Below are 22,270 nucleotides of genomic sequence, written 5' to 3'. Positions count from 1 at the left end.
AAGGAAATTCCGACTCACGCCCGTCCCCGCTTTGGCCTCCGTGGATACCCGTGCCGCCTCGCCCAACATCCGACTGATGCAGGATCGAACCACCATGATCACTCTCGATATCAACGGCCGTGAGCACACGCTCGACGTCGCCCCCGACACGCCCTTGCTGTGGGCACTGCGGGATACGCTGGGCCTCACCGGCACCAAGTTCGGCTGCGGGGCTGCCCTGTGCGGCGCCTGCACGGTGCACCTCGACGGGCAGGCTGTCCGCTCGTGCGTCACGCCGATCTCCGCCGCGGCAGGCGCGAAGATCACCACCATCGAAGCGGCCACCGACGGCAGCGACCGCATCGGTGCCGCCGTGCGCGACGCCTGGGTCAAGCACGACGTGGCCCAGTGCGGCTACTGCCAGAGCGGGCAGATCATGAGCGCCGCCGCGTTCCTGAAGTCGCTGCCCAAGGGCAAGCAGCCCACGCCCGAAGAAATCGACACAGCGATGGCGGGCAACCTCTGTCGCTGCGGCACCTACGCCCGCATCCGCGCCGCCATCGCCGACGCGGCCCGCACGATCGCCTGACCGAGACCGACATGCTGCCTGACATCTTCCCCGACCCACTGCCGCCCGCCTTGCGCGACCTGCTGGAACGCGACGCCCCCGCACCCGCCGCGATGTCCCGCCGCAGCTTCCTGAAGCTCACCGGCCTCGGCGGCCTGGCGCTGGGCGCCTTTCCGCTGATGGCCGCGGCGCAAGGCGTCGCCGGCGAGTCCCCGGCGCTCAAGCCGACGCAGCAGCCGTCCGCCTTCCTGCACATCGACGCCGACGGGGTGGTGACCGTGGCGATCAACCGCCTCGAATTCGGTCAGGGCGTGCAGACCGCGCTGCCTATGATCCTGGCGGAAGAGCTGGACGCGGATTGGACCAAGGTGCGGACGCGCTTTGGCGACAATTCCCCCGCCTATGCCGATCCGGCCTACGGCATGCACCTCACCGGCGGCTCTAACTCGGTCAAGAACAGCTTCGTCCAGTACCGCGAGCTCGGCGCCCGCGCCCGTGCGATGCTCCTTTCCGCCGCCGCGGCGCGCTGGAACGTCGACGTGGCGGCGCTGCGCACCGAATCGGGCAAGGTGCTCGGCCCGGGCGGACGCAGCTTGGGTTACGGCGAGCTGGCCGAAGCCGCGATGGCGCAGCCCGTCCCTGCACGCATCGCCCTCAAGGACCCGAAGAATTTCCGCCTCATCGGACGGGCGACCGCACGCCTCGACGGCGACGCGAAGAGCAGCGGCCGGCAGGATTTCGGCATCGACGTGCACCTGCCGGGCCAGCTCACCGCGGTGATCGCACACCCCTCGGTGTTCGGGGCAAGGCTGCGCACCGTGGACGACAAGGCTGCGCGCCGCATCAAAGGCGTGCAGGCGGTACTGCGCGTCCCGCTCGAACGCGGGGGTGAAGGCGTCGCGGTGCTGGCCGAAGGCTACTGGCCGGCGAAGCAGGGCCGCGAGGCGCTGACGCTGGAGTGGGACACGGCCGGCGTCGAACGCGTCGACAGCGCGCGCCAGTTGGCACAATACCGCGAGCTCGCCGCGCAATCCGGCCCGCGCCACTTCGATGCGGACATGACGCCGCTCGACAGCGCGCCGCACCGGATCGACGCGGAGTTCGTCTTTCCTTACCTCGCACACGCGCCGATGGAGCCGCTCAACTGCACCGTGCGGATCGGCGCGGACAGGGCCGAGCTGTGGGTCGGCACCCAGTTTCCCGGCATCGACGGACAGGCCGCGGCGCGTGTGTTCGGGCTGAAGCCCGAGCAGGTCAAGGTGCATGTGCAGATGGCCGGCGGCGGATTCGGCCGGCGCGCGGTCGGCACGAGCGACTACGTGGTCGAGGCCTGCGAAATCGCGAAGGGGGCCCGTGCGGCAGGATTCGATGTGCCCGTGCGCATGGTATGGAGCCGCGAGGACGACATCCGCGGCGGTTATTACCGTCCCATGCATCTGCACCGCGCACGGATCGGATTCGACGGGCGTGGCCGCGTCCTCGCCTGGGATCATGTCTTGGTCGGCCAGTCGATCGCGGTGGGCACCCCATTCGAGGGCGGCATGATCAAGAACGGCGTCGACCGCACCGCGGTGGAAGGCATGCGCGAACCCTATCCGCTGCCGATGCGCCTCACGGTCCACCATCCGAAGCTCAACGTACCGGTGTTGTGGTGGCGCAGCGTCGGCTCCACCCACACCGCCTTCGTGATGGAGACGCTGCTCGACGAGATCACACGTGCGACGCAGCAGGATCCGGTCGCCTATCGCATGGCGCTCTTCGGCGACCAGCACCCGCGCCACCGTACGGCCCTGCAGCTTGCGGTGGACAAGAGCGGTTACGGCAAGCGGCGCCTGCCCGAAGGCCGCGCCTGGGGCGTGGCGGTGCACGAGTCCTTCAGCTCGGTGGTCGCTTACGTGGTCGAAGCCTCGCTGCAGCAGGGCCGGCCGGTGCTCCACCGCGTGACCGCCGGCGTACACTGCAATCTCGCGGTGAACCCGCGCGGGGTGGAAGCTCAGGTGCAGGGGGCGGCCATGATGGCGCTGTCGATGTGTCTGCCGGGGGCGGCGATCACGTTCAAGGATGGCGAAGTCGAGCAACGCAACTTCGACGGTTTCACGGTCGCACGCATCACCGACGCGCCCGAGTTCGACGTGCACATCGTGCCCAGCGCCGAGCCGCCCACCGGCATGGGGGAGCCCGGCCTGCCGCCCCTGGCACCGGCCTTCGCCAACGCGATCGCGCAGCTCACGGGAACGCCGATTCGCGAACTGCCCTTCAAGCTCGCCTGAACGGGAAACACGATGGAAGATCTCGACACCCTGGTTCTGCGCACCGCATGCAACTGGCAGGCAGACGGCCTGCCGGTCGTGCGGGTCACCGTCGCCCGCACCTGGGGTTCCTCGCCGCGTCCGCCCGGCTCGCTGATGGCCATCAACGCCAACGGCGCGACGGTGGGCTCCGTGTCGGGTGGCTGCATCGAGGACGACCTGATCGAGCGCATCCGCACCGGCGGCATCCACGCGGCCTGCCCTGACCTCGCACCGACCGTGCAACGCTACGGCATCTCGGCCGACGAGGCGCACCGCTTCGGACTGCCTTGCGGCGGCACCATCGAGTTGGTGCTGGAGCCGGTGTCACCGCACAGCCGGCTGGACGAACTGCTGGCGGCGTGCGAGCAGCGCCGCAGCGTCGAACGCATCCTCGATCTCGCCACTGGCCACGTCGAGTTGCGCGACGGGCGCCGCGATGGCGTGCCGCATCTGGACGAACGGCATCTCACGACCTACCTCGGGCCGCAGTTCCGCATCATCGTCATCGGCGCCGGCGACCTGTCGCGTTTCCTGTGCCAGATCGCGCTCGGGCTGGGCTTCGAGGTGATCGTCTGCGATCCCCGCATCGAGCGCCACGCGGCCTGGTCCCTGCCAAGCGTCGAGATCAGCCGCGAGATGCCGGACGACCTGATCCTGCGCCTCAAGCCCGACGCGCGCACCGCCGTGGTGGCGCTGACGCACGACCCGAAGCTCGACGACCTCGCCCTGATCGATGCGCTGCGGTCCGACGCCTTCTATGTCGGCGCCATCGGCTCGCGACGGAACACGGCATTGCGGCGCGAGCGGCTGGGCACCCATTTCGGCCTGACCGAGGCGGAACTGGCGTCCCTGCACGGCCCGGCGGGACTCTACATCGGTAGCAAGACCCCAGCCGAAATCGCGTTGTCGATCATGGCGGAAGTGGTCGCGGTGAAGAACGGCGTGGCGCTGCTGGCGCAGGCCCGCGTCGATACGGGCAAGTCCGGGCAATCGACGCCGCTGAAAACGGGATGCGGGGTGTGATCGGACGACGAGACGAATCGGAAACCCGTCGTTCCACCGCAGACCGGACCTAGCGCTGAAAACAGGTCTCCGTTCCGAAGTTTCCGCCCTTGAACTCGGGCTCGTAGTAGTACTTCGTGAAGGTCCACTTGCCGTTCTTGCCCTTCGCGAACGACGCGATTCCGGTACCGTAATCCTTGGGCGCCGGGTCGGTGTTGGCGAAGTAGATGCCCATCTCCCGGCCCTTCGCCGCGGCCTGACCGGGGTACTCGCCGTATCCGGACACCTCGAGCTTGAAGCGATAGGCCCCGTATTCGCCGTGGCTCTGGGACGGCACCAGTTCCAGCGTCACGACGCCGTTGTACGGGCCTTCGTGGCTGTCCATGCCGCGGCAGTCATAGACACCGCTGTAATCCACCCCCTTGAACGGCACGGGCGCCATGCGCATCGAGGCGGGCTTCGCGGCGGACGTCGTCTGCGCCAGCGCGGGAACCAAGAACAGCATGAGCACGAGAAATGCGGACGACGGAATTTTCATTGGAGCACGGTGTCGATGAAGGTTCGATATTCTAAATGCGAAGCACTGCAGGATTTCTGCGTCTGAGCTGAAGGTATGAGGACATCCGGATGAACGACAAGACCTACACACCGCCGAAGGTGTGGAAATGGGACGCGCCCAGCGGCGGCAAGTTCGCCCACATCAACCGCCCGATCGCCGGCCCCACGCACGACAAGTCGCTTCCGGTCGGCAAGCACCCGCTGCAGCTGTATTCGCTGGCGACGCCGAATGGGGTGAAGGTCACGATCATGCTCGAGGAGCTGCGCGAACACGGCATTGCCGGGGCCGAGTACGACGCCCATCTGATCCGCATCACCGAGGGCGACCAGTTCGGCAGCGGCTTCGTCGCGGTGAATCCCAACTCCAAGATCCCCGCCCTGCTCGACCGCAGCGTCACCCCGCCGATCCGCGTATTCGAATCCGGCTCCATCCTGCTGTACCTCGCGGAGAAATTCGACGCCTTCCTGCCCAAGGGCCTGGCCGCGCGCACCGAGTGCCTGTCGTGGCTGTTCTGGCAGATGGGCAGCGCGCCCCTCCTCGGTGGCGGCTTCGGCCATTTCTACGCCTATGCGCCGGAAAAATACGAGTACCCGATCAACCGCTATGCGATGGAGGCGAAACGCCAGCTCGACGTACTGAACCGCCAGCTGGCCGAACGGCGCTACATCGCCGGCGACGACTACACGATCGCCGACATCGCGATCTGGCCGTGGTACGGCGGGTTGGTGCTGAATCAGGTGTATGAGGCGGCCGAGTTCCTCGACGCAAGCACCTACACGCATGTCCTGCGCTGGGCACGGGAGATTGCCCAACGGCCGGCCGTGCAGCGCGGCCGCAAGGTCAATCGCACGTGGGGCGAACCGGGCGAGCAGCTCCACGAGCGGCACGACGCGAGCGACTTCGACGACCGGACGCAGGAAAAACTCGCGCCGGGGCAGGACGACTAAGCGACGTCACCTCAGGCCCCGGCGTCGGTCGCTTGCGTGTTGTTGCGCGTCTTGCGCACCGGCACCGCCTTGGGATCGCAGGTGATCGGGCGGTAGATCTCGACCCGGTCGCCGTCCTTGAGGGTGGCGTCCAGCTTGACGACCCGCGCGTAGACGCCGACTTTCTGAACCGCGAGGTCGATGTGCGGGAACAATCCGAGAATGCCCGAACGCTCGATCGCAGCCTTCACGTTGCTGCCTTCGGGCAGTTCGAGCTTAAGCGCTACCTGCTGCCCCGGTTCGGAATAAGCGACCACGATCTGCATCGACGACCTCCTTCAGCTTGCCGCCACGGGCACGGACGCCGCCGCGTCCGCACGCCGCCGGCCCTCGAACACGCGCTTCGCCGCCAGCAACAGCCCGAGCACGGCGAAGCCTCCGGGCGGCAGGATCATCAGCAAGGCGCCCTCGTAGGCCGGCACGCGCATTTCGAGGAACGCAAAACTCGGGCCGAGCAACAAGCTCGCCTGCGCGAACAGCGTCCCGGCGCCGAACAGCTCGCGGATCAGGCCGATCACGGTCAGCGCCAGCGTGAAGCCGAGCCCGGTCGCCAGCCCGTCGACCGCGGAGGCCGCGACGCCATTCTTGCTCGCAAAGGCTTCCGCACGCCCGAGGATCGCGCAATTCACCACGATCAGCGCGATGAAGAGCCCCAGCACCTTGTACAACTCGTGCGCCCACGCATTCAGCGCGAGATCGACGATCGTCACCAGCGTCGCGATCAGCACGACGAAGACGGGGATGCGGACCTGGGTGCTGACCACGTCGCGGATGAGCGATACGAGGATGTTCGACACGACCAACACCGCGGTCGTCGCCAGGCCCATCGCGAGCGCGTTGGTGCCGGAGGTCGTCACCGCCATGGTCGGGCACAGCGCGAGCATCTGCGAGAACACGACATTGTTCCCCCACAGCCCCTCGCGCAGGATGCGTGCGTGGCTCATGTGCGACCTCCCAGGATTTCGGCGCGCTGCGCCGAGAAGAACTCCAGCCCGGAGCGGACCGCCTTCACCACCGCACGCGGCGTGATCGTCGCCCCCGCGAAGGCGTCGAACACGCCGCCGTCTTTCTTCACGGCCCATTGCGCCGGCGCCGGTTCGGCGAGCGACTTGCCGGCGAAGCCGTCGATCCACGGCGACTTCGCGCGTTCGATCTTGTCGCCCAGCCCGGGCGTCTCGGCGTGTTTCAGGACGCGCACGCCGAGGACGCGGCCGTCCGCGTCGACGGCCATCAGCAGCGCCACCTCGCCGGCGTAGCCGCGCTCCGCCATGCGGAAGACGGCGCCAACGGCAGCGCCCGCGCGACGGGCGACGTGCACCTTCACCGCCCCGCGCGCGCCGTCGACCTCCACCACATCCGCCAACAGGTCGTTGTCGGCAAACCCTTCGGGCATGACCTGCGCGAGGGTGTTACGCAGATCAGTCGCTTCGGCGGCGGCAATGGGGGCCTTCGTCGCACCATGTGCCCACGTCAGCGCAGCGCCCGCCAACAGCGCCGCAACGGCGAGCAGGACGGGCTGGTAGCCGAGCCGTTCCCGGATAGCGGCGATGCCCTTCGGCGTCTCACGAACATTCATTCGGCACTCCCTTGCGTCGCCCGGATCGGCGCACCGCGCCGCGTCCGCCCCATGATCCGGGGACGGCAATAGCGGTCGATGACCGGCGTCAGCGCATTGAACAGCAGCACCGCGAAAGCGATCCCTTCGGGATAGCCGCCCCAGCTGCGGATGATCCAGGTCAGCAGGCCGATACCGAGTCCGTAGAGCAGTTGCCCGGACGCCGTATTGGGCGAGGTGACGTAGTCGGTCGCGATGAAGAACGCCCCCAGCACGACCGCGCCGGAGGCGAGATGCGTCGTCGCAGAAAGGTAGTGGCCGGGGTCGATCGCGTGCGCCACCGCGGCAGGCAGCGCGAGGCCCGCAAAGACGCCGACCGGGATGTGCCAGCGGATCACGCCGCGCGCCAGCAGGTAGAGTCCGCCCAAAAGCAGCAGCACTGCACCGGTCTCGCCGAGGCTGCCCGCGCGGACACCGTTCCACGCCGCAAGCGTGCCACCGGCCGCATCGAGCATCTGCGCGAGGTCGATGCCGCGCGACAGCTCGGTCTTGGCATGGCCGAGGAGCGAGGCCGAGGTCACCGCATCGGGCACCGGCAGCGCCCCGAGCGTGATGCGCAGGCCTTCCATGAAACCGGGCGCACCTGCCGACCCGAGCGGCAGCGGCGCCACCCAGTGGGTCATCGCCACCGGGAAGGACACCAGCAGCGCAACGCGCGCCACCATCGCCGGATTGAACAGGTTCTGCCCGAGCCCGCCGTATACCTGCTTACCGATAGCGATCGCGATGACGCCCCCGAGCGCACCGATCCAGCCCGGCGCCCACGGCGGCAGGGAGAGCGCGAGCAGCCAGCCCGTGAGCAGCGCCGAACCGTCCCACAGCCGGCTCTCGCAGCCACGCAGCCGCTGGCAAAAGACTTCCGTGAGCAGGCACGCCCCGACCGTGATCACAAACAGATGCACCGCCGGCCAGCCGAAGAGCCAGAACCCGAACAGGGTCGCCGGCAGCAGGGCCAACTGCACGCTGCGCATCGTGCGCCCGACGTCCGTCCCCACATGGGCATGAGGAGCCGGCGCCGGTGCCGGCATGAATTGATCGTGACCGCTCACGCGCAGACTCCTGATTCCTGGTTCGCGTCCTCGACCGCCTTCTCCGCGACCGCTACCGGCTGCTTCGCGGTCGCTGCGGCTGCCACGGACGCGGCCGCGCGCCGCGCAAGCGCCTCGGCCTTGTCGCGTTCATCGCGCTCGAGCCGCTCGGTTTTCGCCCGCGTGAGCGTGCGGATCGTTTCATTGCGCTGCGTTCCACGTGCCCGCGCAGCGAGTTCACCCTTCGCATGGTGGAAGTACTGCACGAGCGGGATGCGCGACGGACACACGTAGGCGCAGCATCCGCAGGCGATGCAATCCGCGAGGCCGAAACGCGCGGCGGCATCGACCTCGCCGGCACGGACCCGCGCGGCGATCTCCAGCGGCAGCAGACCGACCGGGCACGCTCGCATGCAATCGCCGCAGCGGATGCATGGACCGCCGTCGCCCTCGCCGACCTCCGCCGCGTCGAGCACCAGAATTCCCCCCGTGCCCTTGATTACCGGGACTTCCAGCGTCGCCACCTGCATGCCGGTCATCGGACCACCGAGGAGCAGGCGCGCCGGGCCGCCGTGATCGGCACGCATGCCGCCGCAGAACGCGAGCACCTCCCCGGCGAGCGTGCCGATCGGCACTTCGACGTTCCCCGGCTCGCGCACGCAGGCGCCATTCACGGTGACGAGGCGCGACACCAGCGGACGCCCGAACCGGACGGCATTCCGCACCGCCACCGCGGTGCCGACGTTATGCACGACGACACCGATATCGGACGGACGCCCTTCGGCGGGCACCTCGCGACCGGTCAGGACCAGGATGAGATGCTTTTCCGAACCCATCGGATAGCGCGTCGGGATCACCTCGACGCGGATGCGCGCGTGCCCGGCAACGGCCGCCCGCATCGCGGCGATCGCCTCCGGCTTGTTGTCCTCGATACCGATGCGCGCCTCGCGGGCGCCCGTCGCGTGCAGCATGATCGCGATGCCATCGACGGCCTCTGCCGCGCGGTCGCGCATCAGGCGGTCGTCGCAGGACAGGAAGGGCTCGCATTCGCTCGCGTTGATGATCAGCAGTTCGACGCGCGCGCCGAGTCCGCCCGAAAGCTTCACGGCCGACGGAAACGCAGCCCCGCCGAGTCCGACCACGCCCGCGCGCGCCACGCGCCGGCCGATCTCCGCCGGGTCGAGCGCGAACGGATCGTCGCAGCCCTCCAGCTCGCACCATTCGTCGCGCCCGTCGCTCTCGATCGTGATCCCCCGCACCGGCAATCCGGACGGATGCGGCGCGACGATGTCGCCGATCGCGATCACGCGCCCGGAGGTCGGCGCATGGATCGCCGCCGACACCGCGCCCTGCGGCTCGCCGATGCACTCGCCCTTCCTGACGCGATCGCCCACGGCGACGACGGCGCGCGCCGGACTGCCGATGTGCTGCACCAGGGGCACGTACACACGGGCCGGGGGCGGCATCACCCGCAACGGCGCGTCCGCGGCCGGGCGCTTATGGTCATCCGGATGCACGCCGCCACTGAAACGCGCCGTGCGCAGGAATCGATCGAGAATACCCATGTCCTGCTCCCCCTCAGCCCTGCAACGCCGGTTTCGGCCAGAACCACTGCTGCAGCGTGATCGGCAGCGGCTGCATCACCATCGCCTCGGTCGGGCATTGATCGATGCATTGCGCGCAGCCGCTGCAGGAATCGCGCATCACGTTGTGAATCTGCTTTGGCCCGCCCAGGATCGCGTCGGTCGGACACGCGCGGATGCAGCGCGTGCAGCCGATGCAGATCGATTCATCGATGTCGGCAACCAGCGGCCCCGGATCCTCCGCTCCGCCGAGTTCGACGCTCACGCCCAGGCGCTGCGCGATCGTCACCGCGAGCGAACGCCCGCCGGGGGGGCAGCATGCCGGGGACGCCTGGCCCGCCGCGATCGCCGCTGCGGCCCCGGCGCAGCCGGGAAAGCCGCACTGGCCGCAGTTCGAGCCGGGCATCAGCGCCTCGATCTCCTCGACGAGCGGATTGCCCTCCACATGGAAGAAGCGGTTGGCGACACCGAGCACGGCGCCCAGCACAGCGCCGAGGATCGTGAGACTGAGGATGGCGGCAAGCATGATGTGATCTCCTCAGGCAGGGATGAGACCGGAAAAGCCCATGAACGCGAGGCTCAACAGGCTGATCGTGATGAAGGCCGCGGGTGCGCCCGAGAACGCAGCGGGCACGCCGGCCAGAGCCAGGCGTTCGCGCAGCCCCGCGAAGATGAGCAGGACGAGCGTGAAGCCGAGCGCCGAGCCGAAGCCGAACAGCACGCTCTTCAGGAAGCCGTAACCCTGTTGCACGTTCAGCAGCGCCACGCCCAGCACGGCGCAGTTCGTCGTGATCAGCGGCAGGTAGATGCCCAGGCTCTCGTACAGTGCAGGACTCGTCTTGCGGATCGCCATTTCGGTGAATTGCACCGCGGCGGCGATGACGAGGATGAAGCTCAGGATGCGCAGGAAGCCGAGGTCGAACGGCGCCAGCAGCCAGTGTTCGAGCATCCAGCTCGCCGCAGCGGCAAGCGTGATCACGAAGGTGGTCGCGAGCCCCATCCCGAGGGCGGCATCGACGCTCTTCGACACCCCCATCGTCGGACACAGGCCGAGAAACTTCACGAGGACCACGTTGTTGATGAGCGCGGTCGACAGGAGCAGCAACAGATATTCGTTCATGCCGCACGCTCCTGGTTGCCGGTGCTGCCCGAAAGCGCGCTCGCGTGGCGCAGCACCCGCGGCCCCTCCGCCGCCCGCGCACCGGCCCACCGCGCTAGCGCGAGGCCCGCAGCCAGGCCGCCCGCCATCGCCACGGCGGTCATCGACTCGCCGGCGCCCGCCATTTCCGCCAGGAGTGCGGCACCGAGCATCACCGCCAGCGGCAGCGCGTAAGCCGTCAGCGCCGCCCGCGCGAGCGCGTCGTCGCGCAAACCGACGACGATCCTGTCACCGACGGCGAGCCGGTCGGCCGGACGGGGACGCAGCGCGCCGCCAGCCGCCCCGCCCGGCCGCCCCCTGCCGCGCGAGCAAGTGTCGCAGCACCACACAGCGAAGCCGATGCACACGCGCCGCAACCGCTGCGGTGCTCCGGCTGAAGCCAGGCGACCTGCCCTTCGATGGCGACCACACGCGCCTCGGCTTCGACAAGTCGAAGTCCCCGGTCGTCGTATTCCGCAGGAGAGCGATAACCCTGGCTCATTGGTTGATATCCAACAGTTGATTTGCAAAACGATACAGTTTCCTCCTGACCTTCGTCAATACTGTCACATGATAAAACTGCAAGTCGGCGAGCACGACGCAGACGGGATCGCTCACCGCCCCGCCCGCGCTGTGGCAACGCAGCTTGACCCGCTGCCGAGCGCCATCTATCAATAGTGAGTTCCCGTGGCGAAGGAACGTGGCGAGCGCAATTCGTCCCATTCAAGACGGAGATGGCCGCATGGTAAGCAGACGCCGCTTCATTCTCGGAACAGCCGGGGCATTGGGTGCCTTGGTCGTGGGCTGGTCCGTGCTGCCGCCACGGCAGCGGATGGTCTCCGCGCGGCCGCTGGCGAGTTCCCGCGGCGAGACGGCCATGAACGGCTGGGTCAAGGTCGCGCCCGACGGGACCGTGACCATCATGATGACCAGGAGCGAGATGGGCCAGGGCGTCATGACCTCGCTGGCGATGCTGCTGGCCGACGAAATGGATGCGGACTGGTCGAGCGTGCGCATCGAGATGGCGCCCATCGACGCGATCTACAACAACATCACCGCCGTCGTCGAAAGCCTGCCTTTCCGGCCCGACGATCAAGGCACCGTGAAGCGCGCTGCGGACTGGATGACCGCAAAGATCGCTCGCGAGTTCGGGATCATGGCGACGGGCGGATCCTCGAGCATGAAGGATCTCTGGCTGCCGATGCGTGAAGCGGGCGCAGCTGCACGCCACATGCTGATCGCGGCGGCGGCCGAGCAGTGGCGGGTGCCAGTTGGCGAGTGCCGCGCATCGTCCGGCCGGGTCGTCCATGCTTCGGGACGATCAGCCGGGTTCGGCGAGCTCGCCGGCGCGGCTGCACGCCAAGCGTTGCCGGAGCATCCTCAGCTCAAGTCCCTCCAGGACTTCACGCTGATCGGCAAGCCGCTGGCGCGCATCGAAGGCCCGAGCAAGCTCGACGGCAGCGCGGCCTTCGGGATCGACGCCTTGCCCGAGGGGCTGCTGTACGCCAGCGTGCGCATGTGTCCCGTGCTCGGCGGCACGGTCGCGAGCGTCGACGCTGCACGCGCGACGGGCCTTCCGGGCGTGCGCAAGGTCGTCCCGGTCGATGGCTACCACGGCGGCACCGCCGGCATCGCCGTGATCGCAGACAGCCCGTGGCGTGCGATCACGGCTCTCGAAACGATAGCGATCAAGTGGAACGAAGGCGCAATGGCGGGCGTGAACAGCGTCGACCTCTTGCAGAAGTTGTCGCAGGCGCTCGACGAGGCGGACGGCCTAACCTATCACCGGACTGGCGACGTCGAGCGTGCGCTGGCCGGTGCTGCGAAGCACATCGAGGCCGAATATCGCGCGCCGTACCTCGCCCACATGACGATGGAGCCGATGAACTGCACTGTCCTGGTCAACAACGACTCGGCAACCGTGTGGGTATCGACGCAGGTGCCGACGATGGCCCGGCATGCGGTTGCCCGGGTCCTCGGCATTCCGGCCGGCAACGTCGACATCAAGGTCATGCTGCTCGGCTGCGGCTTCGGGCGCCGCCTCGAAGTGGATTTCATCGCCCAGGCGGCGGCAATCGCCCGCGAAGCGATCGGCCTTCCGGTGCAGACACTGTGGTCGCGCGCGGAGGACACGACCCACGACTTCTACCGCCCGGCGTGCCTATCGCGCCTGAAGGCCGGCTTCGACGCCAACGGCCGGCTGACAGCATGGCGGAACGTCTCGGCCAGCCAGTCGATCATTACCCAAGTGCTCGAACGCACGTATGGCCTGCCCTGGCCGTTCCGCGACAAGACGACCTCGGAAGGCGCCTTCGATCTGCCCTATGAATTACCGAACGTGCGCGTCGCTCACGAGCAGGTCGAGTTGCCGGTGCCGATCGGCTTCTGGCGTTCCGTGGGGCACTCGCACCACGCGTTTTTCACGGAATCCTTTCTCGACGAGGCCGCTGCGGCGAGCGGTCAGGATCCGGTGGATTTCCGTCTCGCACTGCTAAAGCACCATCCCCGGCATCGCGCGGTGCTCGAACGCGCGGCCGCGCTGGGAAACTGGCGGACACCACCGGCTCGCGCACGAGGCGGCGCGCAAAGAGCGCGTGGCGTCGCACTGCACGAGAGCTTCGGCAGCATCGTCGCCCAGGTGATCGAAGCATCGCTCGACACGGACGAGCAGATCCGGGTCCACCGCGTGGCGTGCGTCATCGACTGCGGCTTTCCGGTCAATCCCAACCTAATCCGGCAGCAGGTCGAAGGCGGGATCATTTTCGGCCTCAGCGCCGCGCTTTTCGGCGAAATCACGATCGAAAACGGCCGCGTCAGGCAAAGCACGTTTGGCGACCAGCACATCGTGCGCATCGTCGATTGCCCGGAGATCGAAACGGAGATCATGCCGAGTACCGAAGCGCCGGCAGGCGTCGGCGAAGCCGCGACACCGCCCGTCGCCCCCGCATTGGCCAATGCGCTGTTTGCATTGACCGGACAGCGCCTGCGATCGCTGCCGCTCCGGTTCAAACCAGCCCCCGAGTGGAATTGCCATGCCCAGACTGCTGATCAACGGTAAGACAGCCGACGTCGAAGCCGAAGCGGATACGCCGCTATTGTGGGTGCTGCGTGCCGAATTGAAGCTGACCGGCACCAAGTACGGGTGTGGCGTCGGGATTTGCGGCGCCTGCACGATACATCTCGATGGCAATGCGGTTCGCGCCTGCACGACGACAATCGCCGACGCGCTCGCCGCAGGACGTTCGATCACAACCATCGAGGGGCTGGCCGGACGGGAAGCCGACGCGCTGCGCCTCGCCTTCATGGCGGTCGATGTCGTGCAGTGCGGATATTGCCAGAGCGGTCAGCTGATGAGTGCCTGCGCACTGCTGAAGAAATCCCCTCATCCGACGGATGCGGAGATCGACGCGGCGATGGAATGCACCCTGTGCCGCTGCGGCACGTATCCGCGGATTCGCGCCGCCATTCATCAGGCTGCCGCGAAACTGGCATAGCGCACTCGCAGCCGCACCGGCAGCGCGAGCTGCCGGCACCCGCCCTTTCCGGCAGCGTTCGCCGCTTACGGCGTCTCGCGCACGAACACGATGTCCTGGCGGTTGTGGGTGTCGAGGAACAAGCCGTTCTCGTCTTGCGGGAAGACCACCTGCAGACCGAGGTCATTGCTCCGCGTGAATGCCGCGACGAAATCACCGCTGGCGCTGGCGAGCCCGATGTAGTCGCCGGGGAAGAAGCCGCGCGAGCCGGTGATCACCATCTGACGCATGTCAAATGAGCTCGCCGTCAGCGGTCGCTCGTCGAGGAAGCTCAGTTCATGCGTGAACAGCGACAGGAACACATCGGTGCTCAACGGCGCATCGCCGGGCACGTCGTTGCGGAAATCGTAGAAGAGCACGCCCACCGTGCCATCCGCGCTGACCGCAACGATCGGCAGGAACGCCTGCGCATCATCCGTCGTGCCCTGATTGACGCGCACCGGCGCCGTCCAGGTCAGGCCGCCATCGCTGGAGCGCGCGACGAAGGCACCCACGAGCCCCGCGCTGTTGGCGTTACGGTCCTGCCACGCGATATAGATTTCGCCGGAACCAGGATTGACCGCGATGCTCGGCAATCCACCCGCGTCGCGCACCGGAATGCCAAGCTCGGGATCGACCGCCGACGCGCTCTCGAACGGCGCGACGCGCGTATCCAGGCGTGTCCAGTGCCGCCCCTGATCGGTCGAACGCAGGATCGCCTGCTCGTTGGTCACGCGCCCGGTAGCGTCGTCCAACAGTATGCGGAAGAACGCGTTAACCAGCGTTCCGTCAGGAAGCACGACGATCTGCGCGCCTTGGCGGAATATGGTCTTCTCGGAACTCCCAACCCCAGAGCCCATCGTCGCGATCGGCGCCGGCTTGGACCAGGTGAGACCCCCGTCCGTTGAGCGCGAGAACACAAGCGACGTGATCCCGGTGCGGAACAAGGTCCAGGTCGCATAGACGAGGCGTGCATCGAACGGGTCGGCGGTGAGGGTGTTCTTGTCGTGGAACAGCGAACGCGCGACCGGATCCTGTGCGGGCATGCGCGCGATCGCCACCGGCGCCGACCAAGTGTTACCGCCATCGGTCGAACGCGCGGTGACCATCGCGTTCGCGTTGACCGACCTGTCGGTGACCAGCGCCATGTAATGCGCCGTGCCAGTCGGGCCGAAGCTGATCCACGGATCCGAGCCGCGCTCGTAATCGCCCGCAGAGCGCGGCGCCGCCCCGGAACAGCGCGTGAACGGGATCACCACCTGCGTCCATGACACGCCACCGTCGGTCGTGTAAGCCGCCCCCAGGCTTTGCGCGCCGCCGGAACTCCAGCGGTCCTGGTGCCACCCGGCAATCATGTTCGCCGGGTCGAGCGGGTTGACCGCGAGGTGCGGCTCGCTCTCGCTATTGCGATAGAGGACACCCAGTTGCGGCGCGCCGTTGCACTGCGTCACCGCGAGCGGATCGTCCGGATTGCCGCCGTCCGGGTTCGAGCTGAAGTCGCTGATCGGCGTCTGTGCGTACATCGCGCCGGACCACACGCCGGTTGCCAGTACCGCCAAGCCGAGGGCCGCCGCCCGCAGGACTGCCGATCTCGTCGAACGTGATTGCGTATGGAACATGATCGCACTCCTTCCTGAACGGCGTCATTCTGGATAGATGCCATTCCACACCTAGTCAACCCGAGTGCGTCCATTCTGGCCAACGTCGATCGACCGAACTGGTACTGCTTCGGGCGGCGTCTGGGCCTGGCCCCTTTCTATGGTGGGTTTGTCGCCCTTTTCTTTTGACGACCTTGACATACGACAGGCGATCACCTTGATTGCATAGCATGCAGCACAGAGTCGTGCGGCCCGTTCTTCTCTCAATCCGACCAGTTTCCAATGGGCGAAAAAAGGCCGGTCGTCACCAACCGTATTCGCCCGGTAGACCGTCGTGAAGCTCCCTGCGAACGAACATGCGCAGGCATGACGTACGGTCTGTTACTGCAGTGCCAGACCAAAAAGAGGATGGGCCATCATGAGCATCTACTGGGACGAAGGGGCAATGCGAAATGCGGGCGTCATCCCGACGATTCTGGCGATCGGCGACTCATGGTTCTGGTATCCCTTCCCGGGAGGAAGCCTCACCAGCTATCTCGGCCCGCTGGTCGACACGATGGAACACGTGATCCTTGCGAAGGGTATGAACGGCGCGGAGGCGTTCGACTACGTCGAAGGGAAGTACAAGCGAAGCGTCAATGACGCCCTGCGCCTCTATGGATCGAGCCTTTCTGCGGCGTTCATCAGCGGCGGCGGAAACGATTTCGCGGGGCTCAACGACATGCGCCCGCTTCTGAATCTTGACTGTACCGACGCGCAGTCCGCCCAGGAATGTTTCCGCTCGGGCGATAGCGGCCTTTCAGGATTCCTCCTGCGGATGGATCAGCACTACCGCACGCTGATCGGCCGCATCTACACCCATACCTCGCTTGACTGCAAGATCGTCATGCACAGTTACGACTACACGAATCCCGACGGACGGGGTGTGTTCGGTTCCGGCGGTTGGCTCAAGCCGGCACTCGTCGCCGCCAACGTTCCGGAAGCACTCCAGCAAGACTGCGTCAGATACCTCATTGACGCATTCCACGACATGCTCGCCGCGATCACGCCTGGGGACCCCAACCACCTGCTCCTCGTGGACAGCCGCGGTACGCTTGGACCGAAGGACTGGGCGAACGAGTTGCATCCGAAGGGGACCGGGTTCAGGAAGATCGTGAATAGGTGCTGGAAGCCGGTGCTTGAGGACGCCGGATTAGCGTAGGCGCGAGTTCCCAGGTCGGCCAAAGCCCTCGCCTGCCGGGCGACGTAGCGAAGGCCCCGGCCGGGGCCGCGGCGCTCAGGCCGACAGCTTCTGCATCTCGCGATACAGGTCCGCCTTGCCCTCGAAGCCGATGCCCGGCAGGTCGGGCAGCGTGACGTAGCCGTTGTCGACGGTCACGCCATCGGGGAACCCGCCGTAGGGCTGGAAGAGATCGGGATACGACTCGTTGCCCCCGAGCCCCAGGCCCGCCGCGATGTTGAGCGACATCTGGTGCCCGCCGTGCGGAATGCAGCGGCTCGCCGACCACCCGTGCTGCGCGAGCATGTCGAGCGTGCGCAGGTACTCGACCAGGCCGTAGCTCAGCGCGCAGTCGAACTGCAGCCAGTCGCGGTCCGGGCGCATGCCGCCATAGCGGATCAGGTTGCGCGCGTCCTGCATCGAGAACAGATCCTCACCGGTCGCCATCGGGTTCTTGTAGTAGTTGCGCAGGGTCGCCTGCAGCTCGAAGTCGAGCGGGTCGCCCGGCTCCTCGTACCAGAAGAGGTCGTACTGCGACAGCGCCTTGGCGTACTGGATCGCCGTGTCGAGGTCGAAGCGGCCGTTGGCGTCGACGGCGAGTTTCTGGCCGTCCTGCAGCACGGAGAGGATCGAATCGATGCGCCGCAGATCCTCGTCGAGCGACGCGCCGCCGATCTTCTTCTTGACCACGGTATAGCCGCGGTCGATGTAGCTGCGCATCTCGTCCTTGAGCTTTTCGTGATCCTGACCGGGGTAGTAGTAGCCGCCCGCCGCATAGACGAAAATGCGCCGGTCCGGCGTGCCGTTGCCGTAGCGCTCGGCGAGCAGCTGGAACAGCGGCTTGCCCTCGATCTTGGCGACCGCGTCCCAGATCGCCATGTCGATCGTGCCGATGGCCACCGAGCGTTCGCCGTGCCCGCCGGGCTTCTCGTTCGTGAACATGCAGTTCCAGACCTTGTGCGGGTCAAGGTTGCTGCCGGTGTCGTCGACCAGGCTCGCGGGGTTGGCTTCGAGGATGCGCGGAATGAAGCGTTCGCGCATCAACTGGCCCTGTCCGTAACGGCCGTTCGAATTGAAGCCGTAGCCGACCACCGGCTTGCCGTCACGGATGACGTCGGTGACGACGGCGACGAGGCTCAGCGTCATCTTGCTGAAATCGATGTAGGCGTTGCGGATCGGCGAACTGATCGGGACGGTCTTCTCGCGGATTTCGACTATTCTCACGGGCGTGGCTCCTGTGTATTTTCGGGGGCACGGTATCGGCCCCGGCGGACGAACATTACGTCGCGCCAACACGCCGGTGTTTCACGTCGATTGACTTCATTCTTCAGTTTTCTTGAAAACCGCCAGCGCCTCCGAACTCGAGTTCTTCGTCCTGCTCGCCCGCCACGGCAGCCTGTCGGCCGCGGCCCGCGCGCTCGACATCACCCCGCCCGCAGCGACGATGCGGCTCGCGGCGATAGAGGAACGGCTCGGCGTGCGCCTCGTCAATCGCACCACGCGCAGCATCAGCCTGACCAGCGAAGGCGAGCTCTACCTGCTGCACGCTGCCCGCCTGCTCGAAGAGCTGCGCGAGATGGACGAGATCGTCACCAGCAGCCGGCAAGCGCCGCGCGGGCTGCTGCGCGTCAACGCGACGCTCGGCTTCGGCCGCACCACAATCGCCCCGCTGGTCTCGGCCTTCGCTGCGCGCTACCCGGACGTCGAAGTGCAGCTCGAAGTCACCGATCGCCCCATCGACCTGGTCGAGGCCGGTTACGACCTCGCGATCCGCTTCGGCGAACTGCCCGACAGCCGCGTGCACGCCCGCCGCATCATGTCGAACCGGCGCTTCCTGTGCGCGTCGCCGCGTTACCTCGAACAGCACGGCACGCCCGTGACGCTCGACGACCTCACCCGCCACCGCTGTATCGTCCATCGCCAGAACGACGACGCCTACGGCATCTGGCGCTTCACGCGCGACAGCCACACCGAAGTCGTGAAGGTGCAGGGCGCGCTGTCGAGCAACGACGGCGACATCGTGCTCGGCTGGGCGCTCGACGGCCACGGCATCCTGATCCGCTCGGAATGGGATCTCGCGAAGTACCTCGAGAGCGGCCGCCTCAGGCGCGTGCTGCCCGACTACGCGCTACCGAACGCCGACCTGTACGTGTCTTACCCAGGCAAGCGCAACCTGCCCGCCCGCGCGCGGGCCTTCATCAACTTTCTGGTCGAAGAGCTCGCGGGCGGCGGCTAGGGCAGGATCGCGCAGCCCGAAAGCGTAATGGGTCAGCTTGTGGCCTGAAATGCCGGATGGAACCGGACATTGCCATGAGCGGAAGCGGTGCCCAGGGGTAGCGCAAGAAAGTACTCGGGCGGAACGCCCTCCAGCACGAGCGCCGGATTGTTCGCAAACCCGAATCGAGTGTAGAACGCCGGGTCACCGACGAGCACACAACCGTTCGCGCCGATCCTGCGGAGCTCGGCAAGCCCCCTTTCCATCAGCGCCCGCCCGATACCACGGACTTGCCACTCCGGCTCGACCGAAATCGGCCCAAGTCCATACCAGCCGGCAGCACCATCACTGACACTTACCGGCGACAGCGCAATGTGCCCCACGACGCGGCCTGCCTCTTCGGCGACCAGAGAGACCGACAGTGCGTGATCCGCCCGCAGGGCGCGGATGATGAACTGCTCGGTTTGATGGCTGTAAGGATGAGAGAGAAAAGCCCGTCGCGTGACTTGCTCGATTGCGTCTTCGTCTGATGGTGTCTCGGGCCGGATCATTGTAGTCATGGCGTTTAAGGCGAACCTGTGAATGCACAGCGCTGCGCGAGCTTACGCGCAGTCCCGGTGAAAAGCTTGCCTGATGCGTGACAGCGACTGCAGATCACCTTGCCGCAATCGGCCGTTCTCGTCGCGACTCAGCCACTCGAAAATACGCGGCTTCGGTGGCACTTTGTGATCGGACGCGACGGCAATTCCGTAGGGTGCAGGAACCGAGGGGCATTGCGCCGCCATGGCGTTCCGCGCAACATGATGGCATGCCCGACTATCGACGCGCCTGGCATCCCGCCGGCACCTGGTTGTTCACGGTCAATGCCCTGCAGCGCGGGGACGATGACCTGCTGATCCGCCATCTCGGCCGGTTGCGCTACGTCGTTCGGGACGTTCGCCGTTCCACGCCTGGGTGGCGCGTACTGCGCCGCCTGGCGCTGCCCTGGCTGCTGCTGGCGCTGCACGCGGCCGTCGCCAGCGCGGCCACCTTGGCCGGCGGCCCGATGGCCGGGCCGGCGACGGCCGCGCGCGTCGGCGTGTGGCTGATGACCGACGCCCCCGCGCAGGTGCAGCTCGAGTACTGGCCGCACGGGCAGCCCGACGCGGCGCGGCGCAGCGCGCCGGTCGCCGTCAGCCCGGAGCGCGGCCACACCGCGCGCGTCGACCTCGACGGCCTGCAGGCCGCCACCCGCTACGCCTATCGTGTGCTGCTCGACGGGACCCCGGTCGAGCTCGGAGAGGTGCCCGCGTTCACCACCGCGCCCGCGGAGCCGGCCGCGCCGCGCGAGCTGGTCATCGCCACCGGCTCGTGCAGCTACGTCCCCGACCCCCCTTACGAGGTCACGCAGGGCTCCTTCGGCGCCGGCTTCGAGATCTTCGATACCATCGCCGCACGGCGACCCGACGTCATGCTGTGGCTCGGCGACAGCATCTACTACCGCGACGACGACCTCGCGCCCGCGGACGAGGCCGCCGCGCGGATGCACCGGCGCTGGGCGACCACGCGCAGCTTCGCGCCGCTGCAGCGGCTGCTGCGCACCGGCCAGCACGTCGCCATCTGGGACGACCACGACTATGGCCCGGACAACTCGAACCGCGACTTCGCGCTCAAGGCGACGGCGCTGGAGTTGTTCCAGGACTACTGGGCGAACCCCGGCTACGGACTGCCCGACGGCGGCGGGACCTTCGCCCGGGTGCCGCTCGGCGACGTCGAGCTGTTCCTGCTTGACGACCGTTACCACCGCGACGACGATGCCGCTGCTGACCCCGCCCGGACGATGTTGGGCGCGGTGCAGCTCGAGTGGCTCAAGGGCGCGCTGCGCGACTCGCGCGCCACCTTCAAGCTGGTCGCCAACGGCAGCCGCATGCTCAGCGACCGCCCGTCGCCCGAGCAGCGCGGCGGCGAGGGCTGGCACAACTTCCCGCGCGAGCGCCAGACGTTCCTCGACTGGCTCGCTGCGGAGCGCATCGACGGCGTGTTCTTCCTCTCCGGCGACATCCACTACACCCACCTGACCGAGCGCGAGCGCCCCGGCACCTACCCGCTGACCGAACTGACCTGCTCGCCGCTGACCTCGCGCGTGCATCCCCGCCCGTTCCCGGTGCGCGAGGTGCCCGGAACGCTGGTCACGCAGCGCAACTTCTGCACGCTGGAGTTCTCCGGGCCGGCCGGCTCGCGGTTGCTGCGCGTCGCCGCGTGGAACGGCGCGGGCACGCGCCTGTGGCAGGAGGAGTTTCCAGCCGCGCGGCTGCGCACGCCGGGAGCGCACCCACCCACCCGGAATATCGACGCCACGCGCCCGACGCGCGCGAGCACACAGGGGGTCACCCCTTAGCCCCTCCCCAGCTTTATGCGGCGTCGGCTGCCCAACCGTGACGTGACAGACCCAACACTTCTCCTAAACCTGTTGGGGATTGCCCATCGCTTGGCGTCCGCCAGTGGTACCCACATCGCCTTCGACGCGAGCGATGCGCCTTCACATTATTTTTATTTTCAGGCCCTTACGCTTTTTTCAAGATGCCTATGGCGCCCCTGGCGCGCTTTCTGCAATAAGAGTGGCGAGCGCAGCATCGAGCTCACTACCAGCAGAAACGCGATACACGCGTTAGGAGAGCCATCATGACCCATCTCATCATCCACAACCTGCCCGCCATCGAAACGCTCGACGTCAAGGCCATGAGCGCCGTGCGCGGCGGCATATGGGACTATTCCAACCGACTCGGCATGCTCGGCCAGATGTTGGAGGACCAACAGGATCGCAACTACGGCGATCCTTTCGGCCCCAAGACTCTGGACGAGGCGGCCCATCAGGCGCTTGAGGGCTGGGTCTCGGTTCCTTGAGATAATCATCGCGTCCCGTGAGCGCCGACCATTTTGTAATCGCCGCGTCGACGCCGGGAGTTTGAACGGCAGCCACTCGGGCGGAACAGCTTGC

The 22,270-nt window shown here is 67.2% G+C and carries 22 protein-coding genes; 10 read left to right on the top strand and 12 right to left on the bottom strand.

Annotated elements, in window-relative coordinates; translation table 11 throughout:
- Nucleotides 1-94: 94 nt before the first annotated feature.
- From AzCIB_RS06055 to AzCIB_RS06045, 3 genes are read left to right on the top strand one after another with little or no spacing between them, the layout of a single operon-like run.
- Nucleotides 95-568, top strand: a complete 474-nt coding sequence (locus tag AzCIB_RS06055) for a (2Fe-2S)-binding protein (protein WP_050418247.1) — start codon at nucleotides 95-97, stop codon at nucleotides 566-568.
- Between the two features lie 11 nt (nucleotides 569-579).
- On the top strand, nucleotides 580-2,817 hold the full coding sequence (locus tag AzCIB_RS06050) for a xanthine dehydrogenase family protein molybdopterin-binding subunit (protein WP_050415067.1): 2,238 nt from the start codon (nucleotides 580-582) through the stop codon (nucleotides 2,815-2,817).
- A 12-nt stretch (nucleotides 2,818-2,829) separates the two neighbouring features.
- On the top strand, nucleotides 2,830-3,861 hold the full coding sequence (locus AzCIB_RS06045; protein WP_050415066.1) for an XdhC family protein: 1,032 nt from the start codon (nucleotides 2,830-2,832) through the stop codon (nucleotides 3,859-3,861).
- A 49-nt stretch (nucleotides 3,862-3,910) separates the two neighbouring features.
- Here the strand turns inward: AzCIB_RS06045 and AzCIB_RS06040 are convergent, their stop codons facing one another.
- Complete coding sequence (locus AzCIB_RS06040) at nucleotides 3,911-4,378, bottom strand: hypothetical protein (RefSeq protein ID WP_232299370.1); 468 nt, start codon at nucleotides 4,376-4,378, stop codon at nucleotides 3,911-3,913.
- A gap of 89 nt (nucleotides 4,379-4,467) precedes the next feature.
- Between AzCIB_RS06040 and yghU the strand changes: the two genes are divergently transcribed.
- Complete coding sequence (gene yghU, locus AzCIB_RS06035) at nucleotides 4,468-5,346, top strand: glutathione-dependent disulfide-bond oxidoreductase (protein WP_050415064.1); 879 nt, start codon at nucleotides 4,468-4,470, stop codon at nucleotides 5,344-5,346.
- An 11-nt stretch (nucleotides 5,347-5,357) separates the two neighbouring features.
- On the opposite strand, the gene AzCIB_RS06030 is transcribed toward yghU, so the two are convergent.
- From AzCIB_RS06030 to AzCIB_RS05995, 8 genes are read right to left on the bottom strand one after another with little or no spacing between them, the layout of a single operon-like run.
- Nucleotides 5,358-5,651, bottom strand: a complete 294-nt coding sequence (locus AzCIB_RS06030; protein WP_050415063.1) for an RnfH family protein — start codon at nucleotides 5,649-5,651, stop codon at nucleotides 5,358-5,360.
- Between the two features lie 12 nt (nucleotides 5,652-5,663).
- Nucleotides 5,664-6,329, bottom strand: coding sequence for an electron transport complex subunit E (locus tag AzCIB_RS06025; protein WP_050415062.1), 666 nt, complete (start codon nucleotides 6,327-6,329; stop codon nucleotides 5,664-5,666).
- Nucleotides 6,326-6,961, bottom strand: a complete 636-nt coding sequence (gene rsxG / locus AzCIB_RS06020; protein WP_050415061.1) for an electron transport complex subunit RsxG — start codon at nucleotides 6,959-6,961, stop codon at nucleotides 6,326-6,328. Before rsxG ends, AzCIB_RS06025 begins: the two co-directional genes overlap by 4 nt.
- Nucleotides 6,958-8,028, bottom strand: coding sequence for an RnfABCDGE type electron transport complex subunit D (locus tag AzCIB_RS06015; RefSeq protein ID WP_050418246.1), 1,071 nt, complete (start codon nucleotides 8,026-8,028; stop codon nucleotides 6,958-6,960). The genes rsxG and AzCIB_RS06015 overlap by 4 nt, the downstream gene beginning before the upstream one ends.
- A 17-nt stretch (nucleotides 8,029-8,045) precedes the next feature.
- Nucleotides 8,046-9,593, bottom strand: coding sequence for an electron transport complex subunit RsxC (gene rsxC, locus AzCIB_RS06010; protein ID WP_050415060.1), 1,548 nt, complete (start codon nucleotides 9,591-9,593; stop codon nucleotides 8,046-8,048).
- A gap of 13 nt (nucleotides 9,594-9,606) precedes the next feature.
- Entirely contained in the window at nucleotides 9,607-10,137 is a 531-nt protein-coding gene (locus AzCIB_RS06005) for an RnfABCDGE type electron transport complex subunit B (RefSeq protein WP_050415059.1), read from the bottom strand.
- Between the two features lie 12 nt (nucleotides 10,138-10,149).
- A complete protein-coding gene (rsxA, locus tag AzCIB_RS06000; protein WP_050415058.1) occupies nucleotides 10,150-10,731 on the bottom strand; it encodes an electron transport complex subunit RsxA in 582 nt (193 codons plus the stop codon).
- Nucleotides 10,728-11,279 (bottom strand): SoxR reducing system RseC family protein, encoded by a 552-nt coding sequence (locus tag AzCIB_RS05995; protein ID WP_502685647.1) that lies wholly within the window; start codon nucleotides 11,277-11,279, stop codon nucleotides 10,728-10,730. The genes rsxA and AzCIB_RS05995 overlap by 4 nt, the downstream gene beginning before the upstream one ends.
- A gap of 212 nt (nucleotides 11,280-11,491) precedes the next feature.
- Here AzCIB_RS05995 and AzCIB_RS05990 point away from each other — a divergent pair, with 212 nt between their 5' ends.
- Nucleotides 11,492-13,807: a xanthine dehydrogenase family protein molybdopterin-binding subunit gene (locus tag AzCIB_RS05990; RefSeq protein WP_050415056.1), complete on the top strand. Its 2,316-nt coding sequence runs from the start codon at nucleotides 11,492-11,494 to the stop codon at nucleotides 13,805-13,807.
- The gene (locus AzCIB_RS05985) at nucleotides 13,782-14,243 is read left to right on the top strand and encodes a (2Fe-2S)-binding protein (protein WP_050415055.1); all 462 of its coding nucleotides are present in this window, start codon (nucleotides 13,782-13,784) and stop codon (nucleotides 14,241-14,243) included. The genes AzCIB_RS05990 and AzCIB_RS05985 overlap by 26 nt, the downstream gene beginning before the upstream one ends.
- Before the next feature lie 65 nt (nucleotides 14,244-14,308).
- Here the strand turns inward: AzCIB_RS05985 and AzCIB_RS05980 are convergent, their stop codons facing one another.
- Nucleotides 14,309-15,880 (bottom strand): sialidase family protein, encoded by a 1,572-nt coding sequence (locus AzCIB_RS05980; RefSeq protein ID WP_050415054.1) that lies wholly within the window; start codon nucleotides 15,878-15,880, stop codon nucleotides 14,309-14,311.
- Between the two features lie 397 nt (nucleotides 15,881-16,277).
- On the opposite strand from AzCIB_RS05980, the gene AzCIB_RS05975 reads away from it, so the two are divergent.
- The gene (locus AzCIB_RS05975; protein ID WP_050415053.1) at nucleotides 16,278-17,060 is read left to right on the top strand and encodes a hypothetical protein; all 783 of its coding nucleotides are present in this window, start codon (nucleotides 16,278-16,280) and stop codon (nucleotides 17,058-17,060) included.
- Between the two features lie 75 nt (nucleotides 17,061-17,135).
- On the opposite strand, the gene AzCIB_RS05970 is transcribed toward AzCIB_RS05975, so the two are convergent.
- Nucleotides 17,136-18,302, bottom strand: coding sequence for a mandelate racemase/muconate lactonizing enzyme family protein (locus AzCIB_RS05970; protein WP_050415052.1), 1,167 nt, complete (start codon nucleotides 18,300-18,302; stop codon nucleotides 17,136-17,138).
- Nucleotides 18,303-18,414: 112 nt separating this feature from the next.
- Between AzCIB_RS05970 and AzCIB_RS05965 the strand changes: the two genes are divergently transcribed.
- On the top strand, nucleotides 18,415-19,314 hold the full coding sequence (locus AzCIB_RS05965) for a LysR family transcriptional regulator (RefSeq protein WP_050415051.1): 900 nt from the start codon (nucleotides 18,415-18,417) through the stop codon (nucleotides 19,312-19,314).
- Between the two features lie 32 nt (nucleotides 19,315-19,346).
- On the opposite strand, the gene AzCIB_RS05960 is transcribed toward AzCIB_RS05965, so the two are convergent.
- Nucleotides 19,347-19,844 carry a GNAT family N-acetyltransferase gene (locus tag AzCIB_RS05960; RefSeq protein WP_232299369.1) on the bottom strand — a complete coding sequence of 166 codons (498 nt, stop codon included), beginning with the start codon at nucleotides 19,842-19,844 and terminating at the stop codon, nucleotides 19,347-19,349.
- Nucleotides 19,845-20,101: 257 nt separating this feature from the next.
- On the opposite strand from AzCIB_RS05960, the gene AzCIB_RS05955 reads away from it, so the two are divergent.
- Together AzCIB_RS05955 and AzCIB_RS05950 are read left to right on the top strand one after the other, a co-directional pair.
- Nucleotides 20,102-21,670: an alkaline phosphatase D family protein gene (locus AzCIB_RS05955; RefSeq protein WP_232299368.1), complete on the top strand. Its 1,569-nt coding sequence runs from the start codon at nucleotides 20,102-20,104 to the stop codon at nucleotides 21,668-21,670.
- Between the two features lie 284 nt (nucleotides 21,671-21,954).
- Nucleotides 21,955-22,176, top strand: coding sequence for a hypothetical protein (locus tag AzCIB_RS05950; protein WP_050415049.1), 222 nt, complete (start codon nucleotides 21,955-21,957; stop codon nucleotides 22,174-22,176).
- Nucleotides 22,177-22,270 lie beyond the last annotated feature (94 nt).

Source organism: Azoarcus sp. CIB (assembly GCF_001190925.1).
GTDB lineage: Bacteria > Pseudomonadota > Gammaproteobacteria > Burkholderiales > Rhodocyclaceae > Aromatoleum.
Note: the sequence above shows the minus strand (reverse complement) of the source record. Positions and strands in the feature narration are given on the sequence as shown.